The 18,862-nt window shown below is 54.4% G+C and carries 12 protein-coding genes and 1 pseudogene; 8 read left to right on the top strand and 5 right to left on the bottom strand.

What is annotated here, in order from left to right; all coding sequences use genetic code 11:
• Window positions 1–381: 381 nt before the first annotated feature.
• From queF to queC, 4 genes are read right to left on the bottom strand one after another with little or no spacing between them, the layout of a single operon-like run.
• Window positions 382–843, bottom strand: a complete 462-nt coding sequence (gene queF / locus ACR0D7_RS18980) for a preQ(1) synthase (protein WP_480680412.1) — start codon at window positions 841–843, stop codon at window positions 382–384.
• Window positions 844–860: 17 nt separating this feature from the next.
• The gene (gene queE, locus ACR0D7_RS18975; RefSeq protein WP_480680411.1) at window positions 861–1,562 is read right to left on the bottom strand and encodes a 7-carboxy-7-deazaguanine synthase QueE; all 702 of its coding nucleotides are present in this window, start codon (window positions 1,560–1,562) and stop codon (window positions 861–863) included.
• Window positions 1,559–1,912, bottom strand: a complete 354-nt coding sequence (gene queD, locus ACR0D7_RS18970; protein ID WP_480680410.1) for a 6-carboxytetrahydropterin synthase QueD — start codon at window positions 1,910–1,912, stop codon at window positions 1,559–1,561. The genes queE and queD overlap by 4 nt, the downstream gene beginning before the upstream one ends.
• The gene (queC, locus tag ACR0D7_RS18965) at window positions 1,912–2,610 is read right to left on the bottom strand and encodes a 7-cyano-7-deazaguanine synthase QueC (RefSeq protein ID WP_480680409.1); all 699 of its coding nucleotides are present in this window, start codon (window positions 2,608–2,610) and stop codon (window positions 1,912–1,914) included. Before queC ends, queD begins: the two co-directional genes overlap by 1 nt.
• Window positions 2,611–3,306: 696 nt before the next feature.
• Here queC and ACR0D7_RS18960 point away from each other — a divergent pair.
• Both ACR0D7_RS18960 and ACR0D7_RS18955 read left to right on the top strand, forming a co-directional pair.
• Window positions 3,307–5,034 carry a type I secretion system permease/ATPase gene (locus ACR0D7_RS18960; protein ID WP_480680413.1) on the top strand — a complete coding sequence of 576 codons (1,728 nt, stop codon included), beginning with the start codon at window positions 3,307–3,309 and terminating at the stop codon, window positions 5,032–5,034.
• Window positions 5,024–6,340 carry an HlyD family type I secretion periplasmic adaptor subunit gene (locus tag ACR0D7_RS18955; protein WP_480680408.1) on the top strand — a complete coding sequence of 439 codons (1,317 nt, stop codon included), beginning with the start codon at window positions 5,024–5,026 and terminating at the stop codon, window positions 6,338–6,340. The genes ACR0D7_RS18960 and ACR0D7_RS18955 overlap by 11 nt, the downstream gene beginning before the upstream one ends.
• Before the next feature lie 14 nt (window positions 6,341–6,354).
• Here the strand turns inward: ACR0D7_RS18955 and ACR0D7_RS18950 are convergent, their stop codons facing one another.
• On the bottom strand, window positions 6,355–8,394 hold the full coding sequence (locus ACR0D7_RS18950) for a dockerin type I domain-containing protein (protein WP_480680407.1): 2,040 nt from the start codon (window positions 8,392–8,394) through the stop codon (window positions 6,355–6,357).
• A 142-nt stretch (window positions 8,395–8,536) separates the two neighbouring features.
• Here ACR0D7_RS18950 and ACR0D7_RS18945 point away from each other — a divergent pair, with 142 nt between their 5' ends.
• The 6 genes and pseudogenes from ACR0D7_RS18945 to ACR0D7_RS18920 form a co-directional block, all read left to right on the top strand.
• Window positions 8,537–12,424 (top strand): Ig-like domain-containing protein, encoded by a 3,888-nt coding sequence (locus ACR0D7_RS18945; RefSeq protein ID WP_480680406.1) that lies wholly within the window; start codon window positions 8,537–8,539, stop codon window positions 12,422–12,424.
• 60 nt (window positions 12,425–12,484) lie between these two features.
• Entirely contained in the window at window positions 12,485–13,303 is an 819-nt protein-coding gene (locus ACR0D7_RS18940; protein ID WP_480680405.1) for a SapC family protein, read from the top strand.
• Between the two features lie 7 nt (window positions 13,304–13,310).
• Complete coding sequence (locus tag ACR0D7_RS18935; RefSeq protein WP_480680404.1) at window positions 13,311–14,654, top strand: TolC family protein; 1,344 nt, start codon at window positions 13,311–13,313, stop codon at window positions 14,652–14,654.
• Window positions 14,651–16,798, top strand: a complete 2,148-nt coding sequence (locus ACR0D7_RS18930; protein WP_480680403.1) for a type I secretion system permease/ATPase — start codon at window positions 14,651–14,653, stop codon at window positions 16,796–16,798. The genes ACR0D7_RS18935 and ACR0D7_RS18930 overlap by 4 nt, the downstream gene beginning before the upstream one ends.
• Window positions 16,782–18,092 carry an HlyD family type I secretion periplasmic adaptor subunit gene (locus ACR0D7_RS18925; protein ID WP_480680402.1) on the top strand — a complete coding sequence of 437 codons (1,311 nt, stop codon included), beginning with the start codon at window positions 16,782–16,784 and terminating at the stop codon, window positions 18,090–18,092. Before ACR0D7_RS18930 ends, ACR0D7_RS18925 begins: the two co-directional genes overlap by 17 nt.
• Before the next feature lie 151 nt (window positions 18,093–18,243).
• Window positions 18,244–18,757, top strand: a pseudogene (locus ACR0D7_RS18920) (transposase family protein); the annotation flags it as partial.
• Window positions 18,758–18,862: the final 105 nt, after the last annotated feature.

Genomic DNA, 18,862 nt, shown 5'->3' with positions numbered 1-18,862 from the left:
GGGTTTCTTTCTCATCTCCACTCCTTGGCGGTTACGATGAGCCAGAAACCCTCTCTTATCAAATCGACCTAAACTGTCCCATTGGTGCTGACGTCAGACAGGCTAATGTGGGACATTTTAACTTTGCGGCTTCAGCCGTGCTCCTGAGAATGGGTGTTATGTGAAGCGATCTCCGGTTGAGCGATCGCTTCATGATAATGCACCAAAACCATCGCCGAAAGCGGACTTAAAGCAACTATATGTCATACGTGATGTCATACGTGCGGAAAATATCTCAATGGAGCCCACTTTGACGGATGCTGCGTGACTTTCGAATGGCCGCTCTTCGAAGGCTTCGCGGGATCAGTCATTCTGGCTTTCGCTGGTAGAGAACAACTGTGCCTAACCCCGCCCCCGATAAGGCGGGACACCCTGATCTGGAATCCAGACACCCTCGGGCATTGGCCCGGTTTGCCAGAACACGTCGATAGGAATGCCGCCACGGGGATACCAGTAACCACCGATCCGCAGCCAGCGGGGCTCTAGGAACTCTTGCAGACGACGCGCAATTGAGATGGTGCAATCCTCGTGAAATGCACCGTGGTTGCGGAATGAACCAAGAAACAGCTTCAGCGATTTACTTTCGACCAGCCAATCACCCGGCACGTAGTCGATGACCAGATGAGCAAAGTCCGGCTGTCCCGTCATCGGGCAGAGCGAGGTGAACTCGGGCGCGGTGAACCGCACATTATAGTCCACATCGGCTTGCGGGTTCTGCACACGCTCCAGAACCGCCTCTTCGGGATTAGTCGGCAGGACGGTGTCGCCGCCCAGTTGTGTGAGGTTGCCGTAGATATCGCTCATATCCGTCTCCAGTTCGCTTATACGCCGCGTTTGTTGCCCCAGACCAGAACGTGCAGCTGAGGCAGGATGCGTGGGGTGAACCATCCGATGTTAAGGGTTTTGTCGATCAGCCATTCCAGCCGCCCGGTGGCCTGATCAAGATCAACCGGCAAGTCGGGGTCGGTTTCCGGGTTGCCGGGTTGCAGATACAAAGGCAAGTCCGGATAACGCCCGGCCACATCCTTCGCCCAACGGAAATCTGCATCGTCGAAGACCACGATCTTCAGCACTGTGTTGGCAGGGCGGACGGTCAGACAGGCGTCAAACGCGGCCCAATCCATTTGCTCACCACTGCTGGGGGGCTTTGGACTGAGGACCAGCATCGCCAGATCGGCAAACCACGGCTTCGCAAGTGAGCCTTGGGTTTCGCAGGCAAAGGCATACCCCGCATTCAGGCCGCGCTGGATCAGCGGGCCAAAGTCCTGAATAGCTGGGTTGCCGCCTGACAAGGATACGGTCAGAGGCCGCCCGCCGGACAGGTTTTCAACCTTAGCCCAGACGTCTTCGGTGCTCATCACGGTCCAGTCCTGACGAAAGGCGCTGTCGACTGCGTGTAGGCTGTCGCACCACGAGCAGCGGAAATCGCACCCGCCCGAGCGCACAAATACCGTGGGCTGGCCGATCAACGCGCCTTCGCCCTGAACGGTGGGGCCAAAGATTTCAGAGATGCGCAGTGTCATGGACGGTACTCGGCCCAGGTCTTGGGTGTTTCCGACACTTTCACCGCAGCCGTTTCGGGCCAGCGCGCCGCGCACCAGTCAAAGAAGTGCCGCGCCATGTTCTCCGCCGTGGTCACGCAGTCCAGCACATCATTCAGATGCTGGTGGTCAAACGTATCGTCGATATAGGTCTTGAGCGGTTTCAACTCATGATAATCCCGCACGAACCCGTCGCTGTTGAGGTTAGCCGAGGCCAGTTCGACCACGACGATATAGTTATGTCCATGCATCCGCGCACATTGGTGGTCGTCGGGCAGATGAATCAGCTGATGCGAAGCGGAGAAGTGGAATTCCTTGGTGATCCGGTACATCAGGCGCGTTTCCTTTCCACCGCCTGCCGCCAGTACTCGGGGTCGGTATAGGGGGTCGGGTCAGGCACATCTGCCAGATCAAATGCCTCACGCCGTTCCACGCACGTGCCACATCGCCCGCAATGCAGATCGCCCCCCTTATAGCAGGACCACGTCTGATCAAACGGCGTGTTTACCCGCGCGCCCTCGGCAACGATATCAGCCTTCGACTTGTGAACAAATGGGACATGCAGGGCGACATCCGCATATCCCTCCAACGCCGCGCGTTGCATCGCATCGAACGCATCGGTGAATCCGGGGCGGCAGTCGGGATAGATGAAGTGATCACCGCCATGCACCGCTGTTGCCACCGTATCATCCCCCTGCGCCGCGGCGATGCCATAGGCGATGGTCAGCATGATGGCATTGCGGTTCGGAACCACCGTGACCTTCATCGTCTCTTCTTCGTAATGCCCGTCAGGCACATCCAGATCGTCGGTCAGCGCCGATCCGGTCAGCGTCGCGCCAACTGAGCGCAGGTCGATCACGTGATGCGGTACGTCCAGCCGCATGGCGCAGGCGGCGGCAAATTCCAGCTCTTTCGTATGCCGCTGGCCATAGTCGAACGAGACGAGACGCGACAGCGCGCCCTGTTCCGCCAACGCATGCGCCAGAGACACGGAATCCAGTCCGCCAGAGCAGACCAAAGTAGTTTTCATGATGTCAGTCCTTGTTTTGATAACCGGGTAGGCTGCGACCGGCGTGGTGACCGCTAAGGTATTTCGAACGAAAGCTCAATACAGTTACTTTTCCGTATTTCGTATTGATACCTTTGCAATCGCCTTCTATCCGCACGTCGGAATACATCCCGACACTCATTTGTGTCTTGTCCCTTCAGCAAGCCTCCAAAATCAGCCGCACTGCGAGCAAGGCCAGGGCTTACGAAGGCAACGCAGGCTATTCATCACTCGCCACTCAGTGGCATACAGGACATTCTTGGTCTTGTTATTAGGCTCAGGATCCATTGCAAATATACTTGTGAACGCATACTAACGCGCACGAATTGTTCGAACCTATCAACACAAAGTAGACGTGGGAATATTGTCAGCAATGTGACTCAAATACTGGAACTAAATTTCTGAATAAAAACTGTCTTGCTTGCGCGACCGGCCCACTGGCAGGACCACGCATTCCATTTTGGATCACTCGGCGGACTCTGGTCAAACTTCGGCATGAATCGGCGCATAGCCTTCATCAATATGATCGGTGATTGACGGCCCGCTGCTTTTCAATAATCCACCAGTTCTCGCTTTTTGTGGCATTGGGGCATACACTGAATATCAGCCCGTAATGAGTGCAATAAGCCCGCTATTAACAGTTACCAAAGGCCCAGTTTCGTGAACACTGTAAATCGCATGATGCCACCCCGCTATGAGCTGCGTAAAGTGCGCAATCAAGGGATGACGTTTCTGGCCCTTGCGTTCCTGTTCAGCATTTTCGTCAATTTGTTAATGCTGACGGGGCCTTTGTTCATGTTGCAGGTCTATGACCGGGTGCTGAGTTCGCGCGCCGTTGAAACGTTAACCGCGCTGTTTTTGCTGGTGACGCTACTCTATGGTCTGATGGCAATGCTGGATTATGCCCGTGGCCGCATCGTGGCGCGGTTCGGTGCCCGTTTTCAGTCAGAATTAGATGAGCGTGTGTTTGACGCGACATTGCGCCGGTCCTTATTCCCACAAATTCGTTCGGCACCGGCGACTGGCCTGCGTGACCTGGAAGCCATCCAAAACCTGTGTTCCTCGCCTGTTTTGCTGGCCGTCATGGACATCCCTTGGACACCGGTGTTTTTGGCCGCAATCTTTCTGTTCCATCCGCTATTGGGTTGGCTGGCCGTCGCTGGCAGTGTCCTGCTGATTTTGATCGCCGTCCTTAACCAAAATTTGACTCACCGCAAGGTTGCCTCAGCACAACGGGCATCTGCGCAGGCCAATGCCTTTTCGGAACACGCGCGGCAAGCCGCCGAAGTCGTACGCTCCCAAGGAATGCAAGAGGACATCACCCACCGCTGGCAAAAGCAACGAACCAACGCTCTGAGCGAAACAATTGCGGCCAGTGATTGGACCGGCAGCTTTACGTCTTTAACCAAGTCACTGCGACTGTTTTTGCAATCGGCGATGCTGGCTCTTGGCGCTTGGTTGGTTCTTCGCAACGAACTGACCCCAGGTGCGATGATTGCTGGGTCAATCCTGTTGGGCCGGGCGCTTGCGCCAGTTGAACAGGCCGTCGGTCAATGGGGATTGGTCCAACGAGCACGATCTGCCTGGACCTCACTAAACCAGTTTCTGGATGCCACACCGCCCGAAAATCCACGCACCAAATTGCCCGTGCCAAAAGGCCAGCTATCCGCCAAGGGGTTGACCGTTATCCCACCCGGAGCAGATAAACCGACCCTTCGCAATGTCACGTTGCAGCTTGAGCCGGGCAAGGCACTTGGTGTTATCGGCAAAAGTGGGTCAGGAAAATCCACACTTGCCAAGGCGCTATTGGGTCTATGGCAACCTGCCGCCGGAGAAATCCGACTGGGCGGTGCAACATTGGATCAATATGATTCAACCGATTTGGGCCAGCATATCGGCTACTTGCCGCAAGAGGTCACCCTGTTCAACGGAACGGTGGCTGAAAACATTGCCCGAATGTCTGAGAACCCTGACCCCGAAGCCGTTGTCGAGGCTGCAAAAAAGGCCAACGCACATGAGTTGATCTTATCACTCAGCAAGGGATACGACACATTCTTGGAAGGTAATGACAGTCAGCTGTCGGGCGGCCAGAAACAACGTATTGCACTTGCGCGCGCACTGTACGGCGACCCGGTTTTGCTAGTCTTGGATGAACCGAACTCGGCCTTGGACGCCGAAGGAACCGAAGCTTTAAACGCCGCCGTGCGTGGTCTGAAAGCGGCCGGCAAGTCAGCCATCATCATGACTCATCGCCCGCAGGCGATCTCGGAATGTGACGACTTGGCGGTGGTCGAAAAAGGCCAGGTCGTGAAATCCGGAAGCCGAGACGAGGTATTGGGCGTAATGGTGCATAATGCCAGTGCAATTAAACGTGGCCTGAGCCAGGTGAAAAAAGATGCAGGATAAAACGGCTCAAAATTCGCGCCCAGTGTGGCACATCACTATACCGGCCATCGTCGGCTTTCTAGCGCTGGCCATTCTTGTCGGCGGAATTGGCGTCTGGTCGGTCCAGACGCACCTCGCAGGGGCCATTATCTCACAAGGCAGCATCGAGGTCCAAAGCAACCGGCAAGTGGTTGAACACCCCGATGGTGGCGTCGTCGGTGAGATATTCGTTCGTGATGGTGATGTTGTGTCTGATGGCGATTTGCTGGTGCGCCTGGACGACACATTTTTATCGTCAGAAAAAACCATTGTCGAAACTCAACTTTTTGAGTTAATGGCGCGGAAGGCCCGCCTGGAGGCCGAGCGCGACGGAACCGACGTAGAAACCCTAGCGCCTCAGTTGGCCAAACTTCAACAGCAAGAGAACATCGATCCAGAATTGGTTGCTGGCCAACAACGCCTGTTCGAAGCGCGTTTGGACACCTTGCTGCAGCAAACCGAACAACTGAGCAAACAGCGAAACCAGATCGAGAGTGAAATCAAGGGCACCGAAGCCCAACTGGTATCATTCCGCCGTCAGGTCGATCTAATTCAGGATGAGCTGAAAGATCAGCAAAGTCTATTTGACCGCGGTCTCACTCCGGCCAGCCGCGTATCTGCCCTGCAACGGGAAGAGGCCAACCTGATCGGCCAGATTGGGCGCTTGGAATCAACTGTCGCGCGCCTTAGGGGCCAGATATCAGCCACCGAAATCAGAATTGTAGAACTAACCGCGACGCGACGGGAGCAAGCAATCACTGAGTTGCGGGATGTGCAGGCACAGATTTCAGAACTGGCTGAACGTCGCCTGTCGCTGGATGTGCGCTTGTCCCGGCTAGACATTCGAACCCCTGTCTCCGGAACCGTATACGGAAGTCAGGTCTTTGCGCTGCAATCGGTGATCCAGCCAGCCGAACCCATGATGTATATTGTCCCTCAGGACACACCGCTGCTTGTGGCCGCTCGCGTAGATGCAATTCATGTCGACCAGTTGCATGTCGGTCAGCCGGTTTCCCTTCGCTTTCCCGCCTTCAACCAACGGGAAACACCCGAGATTGACGGTCGGGTTATCACGGTCTCGGCCGATACTTTCAGCGACGAGGCCACTGGACAGACGTTCTATCGCGCTGAGGTAATACCTGAAGACGACCAGCTCGAGCGACTGAACGGGCAGCCTCTATTGCCGGGCATGCCGGTGGAAACCATGATCAAGACAGACGAAAGAACCCCGTTGTCTTATTTGGTCAAACCGCTGAGCGATTACTTCAACCGAGCCTTCCGCGAATAGCCAGAGGATATGTCTCAGGCGGGCTCCAAATTGCCCAGTAGGATCGAAGTCATGTCAGTGGTGACGACATTGTCCACGATCGTGACTTCGATACCTGTCTCATAATTGACATCTGAGCTGGTGATCCCAGACAGGTCAGCATCTGCGTCAAGGAACACCCATTCTGCGTCATGCGCCGAAGGCAGCCCCACAGCCACCTGAAGAATAATCAGCGCGTCCAATGATGTTACCGTTCCGTCCTGCGTGATATCCGCTGCAATCAGGTTTTCGGGTGACGCTGGCCCCCAAACCGGATCCAAACCAACCGAGATTCGCAGAACTTGCAATGCATCAAGCGCAGTGATTTCCGAACTGGCTGTCGAATACGTTTTGAATATCTCCAATTCGCCGGGGAACGACCCTGATGGGAGCCCTAGATCAAACCGCCCTTCGTCGTCCGCGCGTACGCTGATGGTCCCGCCACCGTTCGGAGTGAAATGAATCTCGGCGTCGGACAATCCCGGGTTTGCGGTCTCTGAATTCAAGTTGATATGACCTTGAATGCCTTCTGAACTGGCCGGGTCCAGAACTCCGAAATCCTCAAAATCGACCGTGACATGATCTGGACCCTCAAACCCCGATCCGAAGACCTCATCACTGGTCAAAGGTCCACCCGTTTCGGAATTAATTACAACCACTTCGTCACGATATTCTATTCGCGCGCCTTGCGACGTTGCTGTGAATGTCAGCTGCTCCGGTGAACGCAACAGTGGATAGTCGAATAGATTGAGCCTGTCTGTCCCGGCGGCGAAGTCGTTTATTGTCGTCGTATCACTGCCGTATTTCATGACAAAGATGTCCGCCCCAGCCCCCCCGTACATCGTAGTTGCTCCAATACCTGCGATCAGAATGTCATCTCCTGCGCCGCCAATGAGAGTGGTGTCGAGGACACTGCCGCTGAGCATGTCATCCTGTATTGTTCCGTTGACAGTTCCGAACCCATCTTGCACAACGCCCAAGTTTTCGATCGAAAAGGTCAGCTGTGTCAGCCCTGGGTCCTGTTGCGATGCGACCAAAATCTGCAGCTCATTCGCGACACGCGCCACGCTTAGGGCTTCGATATTTTGCAACCCGCTTTGCAAGGTATCTTCGAAGCTGTCCAGATGCACAAGCTGGCCACCTGGCGTTAGCTTGAACAGGGTCACGCCATCATCCCCGCCACCGGCTACGACAAACACATGCCCTTCGACTTCGACAACGGCAAGATCCTTCACCGAGCCAAATCGGGTATGCAGAGTATCCAACGCATGATCCGTCGGTACCAAGCGCCCATAAACCGTCAGTTCCATCACGCTTAGCGAATTGCTGCCTGCCCCCGCTACAATGAGCCATGAGTGATTGTAGGCCTGTACCACTTCGACTGCAGTTGGCGTCGCGATCCCGAGCGTTGCCAAAGTTTCAGAGTTGTCTACAACACTCAGCACACCGGTACTGTCATCGACATTGTAGGTGTTTATCGTCCCACTGGCGGCATCACATGCGACTGCGTAATTATGGTCACCAACTTGCAGCACCTTCATTGAATCAGCCTCTGCCGTGATAGAGGCTGAGGCATTCAATGTTCCGTCCGCATTTACTGTGTAACTGGTGATTTGCCCTGTCGTTTCATGTGCGGCGATCAGAACATCACTGACTTGAGCAAGGGCTGAGATATCGCCGCCACCTATCAGAGTATCGGTTTCCTGCAGGGCGCCAATGGTCCCGCTCGGGTTCAATTCGTACCCGACCAACCCGGTTGCTGATCGCACGTCTAGGGCTAAAATCTCTTCTCCGGCCAACGTGACCGGCGTAACACTGCGACCGACCTGATATGTGATCGATTCGCCGAAAAACTCCGTATCCACCAACTGTGGCAGCGCGCCCTCGACCAGTTCCCAAACCGCAATACCACCTGCAGGACCTGTCACGCTGTACAGGTATGTGACGCCATTAAACGTTTTTAAAGCCGTATCACCGATACCTGAATCGAGCGTCGCGCTCCCCGTTGCAACCACGCCTTCGAACTGAAGCACCATATCGAATTACCCCACGCCACATCTGGCACTGTCTAAAGGATGATCTGATGCCCAGTCCGAAACCAAAGCGGGAATGTGGAGAAAACGAGGAGTTCGGCTTCAGTTTAACTCAATTTTTCTGGTCCGGCCCCATGAGCCATCGATGGAAAATACAGATGAAGAAAGTCTGGACCCTTCGGGCGAATGCGGAAACCACAGTGAGGGCAAGATGACAAAAGACTCCGAATCCAAAAGCAATCTGGTTGATGTCCAGCCTGATTTCGAACGCAAGAAAAACATCCGCAAATGGATCGACGGTAAAATGCGCCGCTGGACCGGGCGAGGCATCGCCGGTGGGCTCGGGTCAACGATTCTCGCCTTGCCAGCATTGGCGCAAGCCACGATCGAAGAACTCTATGCGTTTCAATTTGCCGAAACGATTCCCGGCGTTCGGTCTGTAAAGCTGTTGGACAATGGCGATGTTCTTTTGAAACTGGCCGATGGCCGCAAGATGATTGTAGCGGCTGAAAACGTCCAGGTGCTGGATAGCGGCGCCATCATGATCGCCGAAGGAGTGGTTTCCGAAATCGCCCAGTTCACCTTGGTAGAAGCGGGTGGTGCCGCAGTAGCAGGTGGCATCAGCGGGGCCACGGCCGCTCTGGGGGGACTTGGGTTGGCCGGCGTTGCCGCAGCAGCAGGTGGCGGCGGAGGAGGAGACGATGATGAGGCTGCTCCTTCACCCACACCCAGCCATCCAGGGCTCAATCTGGCAGGCGTGCAATCCGACGCGCTTAGCAGTACTCGTCTGAACCTGAGCGCACCCGACGGGACGAATACCGTCGAAGTCACAATCGGCTCGATCACCAAAACCGTGACCCCCGAAGCTGACGGAACCTGGGTTGTTTCGCTTTCTCCTTCCGAGGCCGCCGCTTTGCCGCAGGGGGTTCACAGAGTGACCTTCCGAAATCTCGATCTTGATGGTGCAGAGTTGTCGACTGAAACCATCACATTCGATCTGGACACCATCCCCCCCACTTTAGCGATTTCCGGATTCTCGGACGGCGCGATATTGAATGTGTCCGAACAGGCCACGGATTTGACTGTTACCGGAACGACCGATGCAGAAAATGGGCAAACCGTCTCTGTAGAGGTAAACGGACAAACCTATACGGGGACTGTAACTGGCGGGCAATGGAGCGTCTCAGTTCCTGCCGCAGACCTCGCGACCTTGCCGGATAGTACATCGATCATCGTCACCGCGGATGTCACCGACCAGGCAGGCAACCCGGCAGTACAAGCAGACTCGAGCTTTGAGACGGATTTCACCGTTCCGACAATCTCATTGGACCCGGTCGCAGGCGGCTCAATTGAATTGATTGATGTGACAACCGACCTGATCCTGACCGGGACAACTTCGGCAACGGATGGTCAGCCGATTACAGTTACATTCGCCGGTCAAACCTATGCGGCTACAGCATCTGGCGGGACTTGGAGCGCAACCGTTCCCCTGGCCGAACTTGGTGGATTGTCGACGGGTGCCCCTGTCGCCGTCAGCGCCACAGTCATTGATGAGGCAGGCAACGTCTCAGTGCCTGCTGCGGCGAGTGTTCCCGTGGATTTGACCGGCCCCTCCGTCACCATCTCTCCGCTGTCTGTCGGTGCCGTACTGAATGCCGCCGAAGCTGGATCGGATCTGACAATCTCAGGTACGACCAGTAATGTCGAGGACGGTCAGCAAGTCACAGTATCCTTGAACGGTCAAACCTATGCGGACACGGTTTCGGCCGGAGCATGGAGCGTGACAGTACCAGCCGCCGATTTGACAACCCTTGCCGATGGCGGAAGTTTTTCGGTCACTGCAGATGTTACAGATTTCAATGGGTTGGTCGCTCCACAAACCAGCGTCGCTTTGACCAAGGACGTAACTGCGCCAACCTTGTCGATCGATGCATTCTCGGATGGCGCCATTCTAAACGCAACTGAACGCGGAACAGACCTGACAATTACAGGATCAACCACAGCCGAAGATGGTCAGATCGTAAGTGTCTCCATGAATGGGCAGGCCTATACCGGCGTGGCCTCTGGTGGCACCTGGTCTGCAACTGTTCCAGCGGCAGATCTCGCGTCTTTGTCCGACGGTTCCACTGTGTCGGTCACCGCAGATGTCCACGATGCTGCCAGTAATCCGGCAATTCAGGCGAGCGCGAATTTTGCCGCGGATTTTACTGCACCTACACTAAGCATTACCGGCCTATCAGACGGTGCTGTCCTGAACGCCGCCGAACAAGGCACGGATTTGACGGTCACCGGCACCACTGATGCTGCTGACGGCGCGATTGTCACAATCGAAATCGCCCGGCCCGATGGGACGATCGATGTAAGTGGCACTGCTACAGTGAATAGTGGCATCTGGAGCTATACGGCCCCAGCCGCAGAATTGGGTTCTTTGCAAGATGGCATTTCATATGAAGTGGGCGCATCGGTTGCCGATGCAGCTGGTAACACCTCAAATGTTTCCTCTAGCTTTGACACAGATTTCACTGCACCAACCGTGTCACTTAACCCCTTGCCGGTAGGGCCCGAGTTGGACGTCTCGGAACAGAGCAGTGATCTTGTTATTTCGGGCACGACCAGCGCCGAGGACGGCCAGACCGTGTCCGTTACACTGAACGGCCAAACTTACACCAGCATCGCATCTGGCGGCATCTGGTCCACAACAGTTTCCGCAGTCGACTTGGCCGCCCTGACAGACAGCGCGGATTATCCGATCATTGCCAGTGTAATGGACCTGGCAGGCAATGCCGCTACTCCGGCGACAACAACCTTGACCACAGATTTACGGCCAATTCTGACCATAAATCCGGCTGGCTCCAACGGCGCAGTTTCGTTGACCGACGCGCAAAACTCCGGAGTGACTGTTTCGGGAACATCTGTCGGGCTGAGTGCGGGGCAGTCTGTAGATATTACTTTGAATGCTGTGTCTGTTGGTTCGACATCGGTCGGAGCAGATGGCTCCTGGTCCCTCACCGTTCCAGCTGCGGAGTTTTTGAATTTCGATGCCGGGGATGATCTGAATTTCTCGGCTGGTGCGACAGTTTCCAGCGGGCTGAACCCCCTTAATGCAGTTGACGAAAACGCGGCGCATGAACCCGCGGCTTATGTCATCACACAGGCAGGCATCAGCGGCAACACCGCAACATTCGAAGTCTACGCAGACGCAGATCGAGATTTCTCAGGCGGGCTTTCCCTGCAAATGGATCTGGGCGTTGACCCGTCCGTAGTGTCATTCAACACGGGGTCGGAAATCGCCCACGGCGATTTCCTATCTCTGCTTTCTAACCCTATCAGCGCATCAGAGATCCGCTTTTCGGGATTTGGATTGACTTTCTCTGATCCAAGCCAGCCTTTGCTGACCTTTGAAATGACGATCATCGACCCAAGCAAACCTATCGAGCTGTCGATTACAACTTCTGATGGCGGGCCTTCGGTCTTCCAGATCGGAACAAACGGCGACGATACACTTGTCGCAACAGAAGTGGACAATGTTGTCCGCGGTCAAGACGGCGATGACATGATTGATGTCTCGGATGTTGGGCGCGATATCATCGTTTTTGAAGCGGACCCAGCTGAGAATGGCGTAGATACGGTGACGGGGTTTACTCTCGGCACTTCGGAGGATGTCGCGGATGCTGTGATGTTCGCTGGTCTGAGTTTTGCAACTCTTCGCGGAGAGGGAACGGACGTAGAAACCCTGGCGATTGGCGATGCGATTGGAGCAGATACTGGTGTCGTCGGTCTGACAACGATTTTAGACGATCTGTCCGAAAGCACGATCGAAACGGCCGTCGAAAGTTTCACCGGGCTTCAAACCGGTGACGAACTTTATGTGATGGCCACGGATGGATCAGATACCGCCTTGGTCAAAGTCGAATATTCTGCCCCGAACTCTGCTGTCGTGGAAACGGTCGCACAGTTTAACGGGCTGGATGATCTGAGCAATCTGGCCACCGACAACATCTTGCACACCGATCCTACGGGGGCATCGGCCTGATTAGAAAATTGGCTGCTGATTTTAGGACTCGGCAGCCACATTCAATGGATGGGGCAGAAAATGGAAGAAAATGGCCTGGTTCCAGTTACCGTCGCTCGTCACGGACAGAGATACTGGAAACGATTCACCTCTTACAAATTTGCTGCTGATCGCCCGGACTGCGCAATCGTTCTGCAAGAAGTCGCACAAGCAGCCGCAGCATTTCCCATCATTTTCAAGAAAACCAAGCTGGGCATTGAGCCAAGGGTGATTTTGTCCCTATCGGAGGGTTCGCCCACACCTTTCGTCTCGCAAAGCGGTAAATGGTTGGCCTCATATGTGCCCTCGGAATTTCAATGTTATCCGTTTCAGGCTGAACCCATCAGTGGAGTTACAAGCGGCCACACCCCCACCTTTCGCCTGAATGTAAATGAAGCATCCGGACTGGTGACGAACAATCCAAATGACGAAGCGTTCTTTGACACTAATCGCGTGGTTTCATCAGCGCTAAACGGTGTGAAAACCTTTTTACAAGCCCGCGAGGTGACCAAAAAGACGACACAGGAACTTTGTCAAAATATCGCAGCTATGGGCCTGTTTGAACAGATGAGTTCTCATCGAGGGGTTGCTTTGCCAAATGGATCATTCGGAGTTTCCACCCATCGGCTAGAAAGTCTGACAAGGGCCGAAAAGCTAAAATTACTTGATTCTGATGGATATTTGTTGCTGCACGCACACCAGATTTCGCTTTCGCATTGCGAATGGCTGGAGCGAGCACAGCGGCAGTTCTCGCAATCCAAGTTAGCGGAAAAATACACCAAAAATTCAGATGTTTCAGGTTTCCTCTGTGCAATGGCCAATGCGCAGAATGACGAATTTCCTGAAACCAGTGAGGTGTGAAACACCTATGCCAACTCGCAACATCAGACTTAGAATTGCATCCTTTTTCTGTATTGCTGTAATGTCCTCAGGCTGTGCAGCCCCGCCCGATCTGACAGGGGTTGAAAGGTCTCTGTCCCGTGGTTCGATTGGTGCTGGTGCAAATAAACCTTTGCCTCGACTTGCACAAAGCGCGTTTGGCCAGCGAATTCGGCGCGCTGTCGAAGCCAGCCCGGATCTTGCGCAAAGCACAACCCTTCTTGAGATTTCCGCAGCCAACGAAGACGCTGCCAAGGGTGCATTTTTACCGCAGCTCACGGTCGGCGCAAATGCTCGGTCCGAACGTGTGGATTCGGATATTGCCGATGTCACTCCGTATCTTCGGATTTCGCAACTCGTCTATGACGGCGGTGCCGCTTCCAATGATTTGGCGGCGGCAAAGGCCCGCGTGCTGCAAAGCCGGGGCGACCAACTTCAAACTGCGGCCGCTGTCGCCCTATCCGCAATCGAAGCCTATGTTGTGGTTCTGGGCAGACGGGAGTTTCTGGAAATAGCGGCCCGGAATGTCAGCGTTCATGAGCAATTGGTGCAGCAGATCACTGAGCGTACCGATCAAGGTGTTGGATCAAACGCAGATGTCCTGACCGCGCGCTCGCGTATGGCAGATGCGCGAACACGGTTGGCCGATGCAAAATCACAACTGGATCGCGCCAACGCTCAATTCCGCGAATTTTTTGGCACGGCACCCGGGGCCCTACCCTCCCCCATCGAAGCCCCGGAACTTTCCCGAACCGACGTTCAGATCGTAATGGATAGTCCTCAGGTAAGACGCTCTGACGCTTTCTTGCTGGCTGCAAAAGCCGAATACGCTGCGGCCATAGCAAGGCGGCAACCCGGTGTTCAAGTTGCTGCCTTTGCAAATCGCGACGATGACAACGACGCCAATTATGGGATTGATCTTTCGCTAAACTACGAAATCGACAGCACAGGCCAACGCCGCGCCGCTATCGCAGCAGCCGAAGCGCAGGTCAAAGAGGCAGAGTTCTCACGCGACTCTGTAATCCGAGATATCCGTCGAGAATTGGAGTTTGTCAGATCAGACCAGCAAGCCGGAGCAGTGAGACTGAAAGCAGCCAAGACAGCAGTTGAGGCTAATGCCGACAGCGTCGCAGCAGCCCGAGAGCAATTTACAATAGGCCGGCGTAGTCTGATCGAGATTCTGGATTCGCAGCGAGACTACGTTAATGCGCAGGAAAGGCTAATTCTGGCGCAACGAAATTTCTTTTTAACGAACTACGCCGCCCTGAGCCTTACCGGTGACATTCTAGACCTGCTAGGGGTTTCGACGGCCGATTGGGAGAACGGCCTATGACCGAACTACCTCCAACAATGCGGGCTAACACGCTTTCACCTCTTGAGGCCTGTCTATTGCATGTTGCAGCTCAACTAGACCGCCCGATGACGGTTGCGGCTTTGTATGCTTCGCAATCAAGCACAACAGGCGACTTAACTATTCGGGATATGCTTGAGGCAGCACATAAAGCCGGGTTACAGGCGGGGTACGGCAAACACAAACTACAAAGCTTCGACGCAGATTTGGCACCTGCTCTTTTGCTGTTAGAGAATGATAAGGCAGTTGTTTACCATGGCCATACACGCGATGGGCAGCTTCTGATTTATGACCCGGACCTCGGGGACGGTATCGGTGAGGTCTCAAAAGGCAAGCTACGCCGGGTTTACAGCGGATATGCAATTCTGTTTCGCCGCAGCCATCAAGAAGAAGCTTCAGCAGGGCAGACACCTATTTCCGGGCACTGGTTCTGGTCGGCAATGGCCGCAAACAAGTGGTCCTATATTCAAGTGATTCTAGCCGCTGCTCTCGCCAATCTACTGGGGCTGTCGACCTCTATCTTCATTATGGTCGTCTATGACCGGGTCCTGCCGAACGAGGCCACCGAATCCCTGATTGCCTTAACAGCCGGGGTGGGCATCGCCCTAGGGTTTGATTTCATTTTAAAGCTGTTACGCGCGGGGTTTATTGATCGTGCAGGCCAGAAAGCCGACATGCTCATGGGGCGCCGCGTCTTCGATCAAGTGCTTAACATTCGCATGAAGGCGCGCACCGGCTCAACTGGTGCGATGGCAAGCACGATCCGGGAGTTTGAAACCCTGCGCGAGTTTTTTACGTCCGCAACCTTGGTCGCATTGGTTGATCTGCCGTTCATTGCCCTTTTCGTCTTTGTCATCCATCTGGTCGGTGGACCATTGGCCTTGGTGCCAGCCCTTGCCGTTCCAATAGTTCTTTTGGCGGGTGTTGCCGTTCAACCGGTGCTGTCACGTCTAGCAGAACAAAGTTTTGCAGATGGCCAGTCCAAACAGTCTGTTCTGGTCGAAACAGTTTCCGGACTTGAAACCATAAAAACCACGGCCGCCGCCAAACAAATGCGTTCTCGCTGGGTAGCCGCAATTGAACGGCAATCTTCGCATGGCGCACGTAGTCGGGCAGTAACACAGTTTGCCTTGAACCTTACGGGCTTTACACAGCAAGCTGCGCAAGTTCTTATCGTATTCTACGGTGTCTTCTTGATTAGTGATGGTCAGGCCAGCATGGGCGCTTTGATTGCGTCTGTGATGCTGACCGGACGAGCGCTGGCGCCTTTGGGCCAACTTGCCCAGACGCTGGCACGAGTTAATCAAGCGCGCAGTGCCTTTCGAAATCTGAATGCCTTGATGCAAGCCGATAGCGAAAGGCCGCAAGGTCATAGCTGGATCAGCCGGCACGATTTCGCGGGCCGCATCAGTTTCAACGACGTGCGTTTTGCCTACCCGGACCAGACCGATGACACGTTGGCTCGGGTATCATTCACAATCGAGCCTGGTGAAAAAGTAGCTATTTTGGGCCCAATCGGGTCAGGGAAAAGCACGATTACCCGCTTGTTGCTTGGGCTTTATCAACCGCGTTCTGGTTCCGTAACAATGGACGGGGTAGATATCCGCCAAATCGACCCCGGCGATTTACGACGGAATGTCGGCTCTGTATTGCAGGATATCTGGCTATTCTCGGGCACGGTGCGCGAAAACATATTCAGTGGCGCTGTCAGACCGCGTGACCAGGATCTGATCGCTGCAGGAAAAGTGGCAGGCGTAGAAGATTTTATTGCCCAAACACCCAATGGGTATGACCTAAAATTGGCAGAGAGGGGCGAAGGGTTATCCGGCGGGCAACGGCAGGCAATAGCTTTGGCACGTGCATTGATCGGGCGGCCTCCAGTTCTGCTTTTAGACGAACCAACCAGCGCGATGGATGTGAAAACTGAAGCAGAAGTTATTCATCGCCTCAAACAATCCACGCAGAAGACCACAATGGTTATTGTCACACATCGCACCAGCCTGTTGGAGTTGGTGGATCGGATTATAGTCATCGAGAATGGGCGCATAGTTGCAGACGGGCCCAAGAGCATACTTGCCCAGCATAGGCACAAATCAAGGAAACATCTGAATGTCGCGGCATCCTGATCTCGCCACCCTCGCGCGGGAAATGCGCGGGCGGTCGCCAATCCAAGGGTCCTTGCTTTTGCTCGCGATTGCATCATGCCTGATCGCTTTGGGACTGTGGGCTCATTTAGCCGAGTTGGACGATGTAACTCGCGTTGACGGGCGGATCGTGCCATCAGCCGACATTCAGGTAATTGAAGCCACTGAACCCGGGGTCGTCCAGTCCCTACAAGTCCGCGAAGGGCAAGTGGTTGAAAAAGGCGCACTGCTGATGGAATTTGAAACCACACAGATTGACAGCCAATTCAGCCAGGAACAACAGAGAGCCTTTGGTCTGACAGCGCGAGCCGCGCGTTTGCAGGCGGAAATTGACGGCACTCCTCTAATTTTTTCGCAAGATTTGATCGTGGGAGCACCAGAAGTCGTTCGGTCAGAAACCGCACTGTACCAAGGGCGTCAATCCGAATTGCAGGCAGAAATCGCTATCCTTGAACGACAGCGACAGCAAAAACAGCAAGAATATGAAGAGGGATTGGTCAACCGTGTCACAGCGGATCAAACTCTTAGGCTGCTGGCCGAAGAGCGCGCCATGATGGAACCCTTGGTGGAAAAACGGATGGAACCAGCCACGACACTTTTGATGCTTCGCCGAGGTGAGGCCGAGTGGGAAGGCCATCGCACCCGGGCAATCGCCGCAACCAATCGATTGAAAACCGGCTTGGATGAGATTGACGACCGAATTCGCGCGACTCACAGCCGCTTTCGCACCGCGGCGCTGAATGATCTGGCCTTGGCAACAACGGAGTTGGCAACGCTCCAACCAATACTGCCTGCGCTTCGTGACCGTGCCGAACGGGCACAAGTCAGGTCACCGGTGCGCGGCATCGTAAACCGGGTGCTCCGTAGTACGATCGGGGGGTTGGCGCGTAGCGGCGAGGAATTAGTAGAGATTGTGCCTCTGAATGACTCGTTGCTTGTCGAAGCTTATGTAAGGCCAGAAGACATTGCATTCCTTCATGCCGGCCAAGCCGTCAAGGTCAAGATCACGGCTTATGATTTCGCGCGTTACGGCGCATTGAACGGACAGATTATGCGGATTGGTGCAGACACAATCACACGATCCGAACGAAATGATGAAGAGGTCTTCGTTGTCGAAATCGAAACCAGCAACTCAATGTTGGATGCCGACGGCGTCGCCGTTGAAATCATCCCAGGCATGATAGCAGAAGTCGATATTCTGTCCGGTCGAAAAACAGTTTTGGAGTATTTATTGCAACCTGTGGTCAAGATTAAAGAAAGGGCATTACGCGAATGAATAAGGTTCGTTTTGGTTGACTATTAATCCTTTCTGTCGGGCATGAAAATGTCCAGGAACAAGCGTCAAAGTTTAGATTGGCATGCTCTAGGTCGTGTTGACAAAAGGGGTTCAAATCGGACTATTGGCATAATTCAAGCTGGTGTCTACGATAAAGACCAACTTGTTACGAGACCTGATAACCAACGAAGAACGAACGTTCTTTAAGCGTTTCATCCTCGCTGCATACGACCCACATAGGTGCAAACCCACCGATCACGCCTTGTTCTTGATGGTTTTTTTGGGGGGGATTCCCGAACCGGAGGACCTTGGCGCGATTTGTCCGATGAGTTCGGAAAATGGTCAAGCGGCAACCGCAGTTTCGGCGCTGAGAGTTGACGGGGCTCTGGGCGGAAATCATAAACGCACTGAACCAAAGCGAGGCCGTCTCGAGTACCTTGAAAATGAATGATAGCATCGTGATCCGCGCCCATCATCCGCTGTCCGGCAGAGCATTGCTGCAGCAATGCCCTTAGAGGGAGGCAGCGAGCGCTAAAAGGGGGGCACCACGACAGGGTTTTGGCCGCTCAAGAGGTGGCTTCACGACCAAAGTCCACCCCTTCGTCAATGTACATGGCTTGCCAATGAGGACGGGAATCACACCAGGCCAGACAACCGACTATCTGTCAGCGTTTCGCTGATCACACGTTTGCGATGTAATTCCAGTGCATTAGCCTGCTGATTTTGGATTGTTTATGGCCGTTTGCGATGGCGGTCAGTGTTTGGGTGAG

This window comes from Ruegeria sp. BB7 (genome assembly GCF_056539365.1).
This window is presented reverse-complemented; position numbering and strand designations above follow the sequence as displayed.

Excerpts from the sequence above, each read along its gene's own strand:
- queD (WP_480680410.1), bottom strand. The coding sequence starts at position 1,912 with ATGTACCGGATCACCAAGGAATTCCACTTCTCCGCTTCGCATCAGCTG.
- ACR0D7_RS18945 (WP_480680406.1), top strand. The coding sequence starts at position 8,537 with ATGGAAAATACAGATGAAGAAAGTCTGGACCCTTCGGGCGAATGCGGA.
- queF (WP_480680412.1), bottom strand. The coding sequence starts at position 843 with ATGAGCGATATCTACGGCAACCTCACACAACTGGGCGGCGACACCGTC.
- ACR0D7_RS18925 (WP_480680402.1), top strand. The coding sequence starts at position 16,782 with ATGTCGCGGCATCCTGATCTCGCCACCCTCGCGCGGGAAATGCGCGGG.
- ACR0D7_RS18935 (WP_480680404.1), top strand. The coding sequence starts at position 13,311 with ATGCCAACTCGCAACATCAGACTTAGAATTGCATCCTTTTTCTGTATT.
- ACR0D7_RS18955 (WP_480680408.1), top strand. The coding sequence starts at position 5,024 with ATGCAGGATAAAACGGCTCAAAATTCGCGCCCAGTGTGGCACATCACT.
- ACR0D7_RS18940 (WP_480680405.1), top strand. The coding sequence starts at position 12,485 with ATGGAAGAAAATGGCCTGGTTCCAGTTACCGTCGCTCGTCACGGACAG.
- ACR0D7_RS18960 (WP_480680413.1), top strand. The coding sequence starts at position 3,307 with ATGATGCCACCCCGCTATGAGCTGCGTAAAGTGCGCAATCAAGGGATG.
- ACR0D7_RS18930 (WP_480680403.1), top strand. The coding sequence starts at position 14,651 with ATGACCGAACTACCTCCAACAATGCGGGCTAACACGCTTTCACCTCTT.
- ACR0D7_RS18950 (WP_480680407.1), bottom strand. The coding sequence starts at position 8,394 with ATGGTGCTTCAGTTCGAAGGCGTGGTTGCAACGGGGAGCGCGACGCTC.
- queC (WP_480680409.1), bottom strand. The coding sequence starts at position 2,610 with ATGAAAACTACTTTGGTCTGCTCTGGCGGACTGGATTCCGTGTCTCTG.
- queE (WP_480680411.1), bottom strand. The coding sequence starts at position 1,562 with ATGACACTGCGCATCTCTGAAATCTTTGGCCCCACCGTTCAGGGCGAA.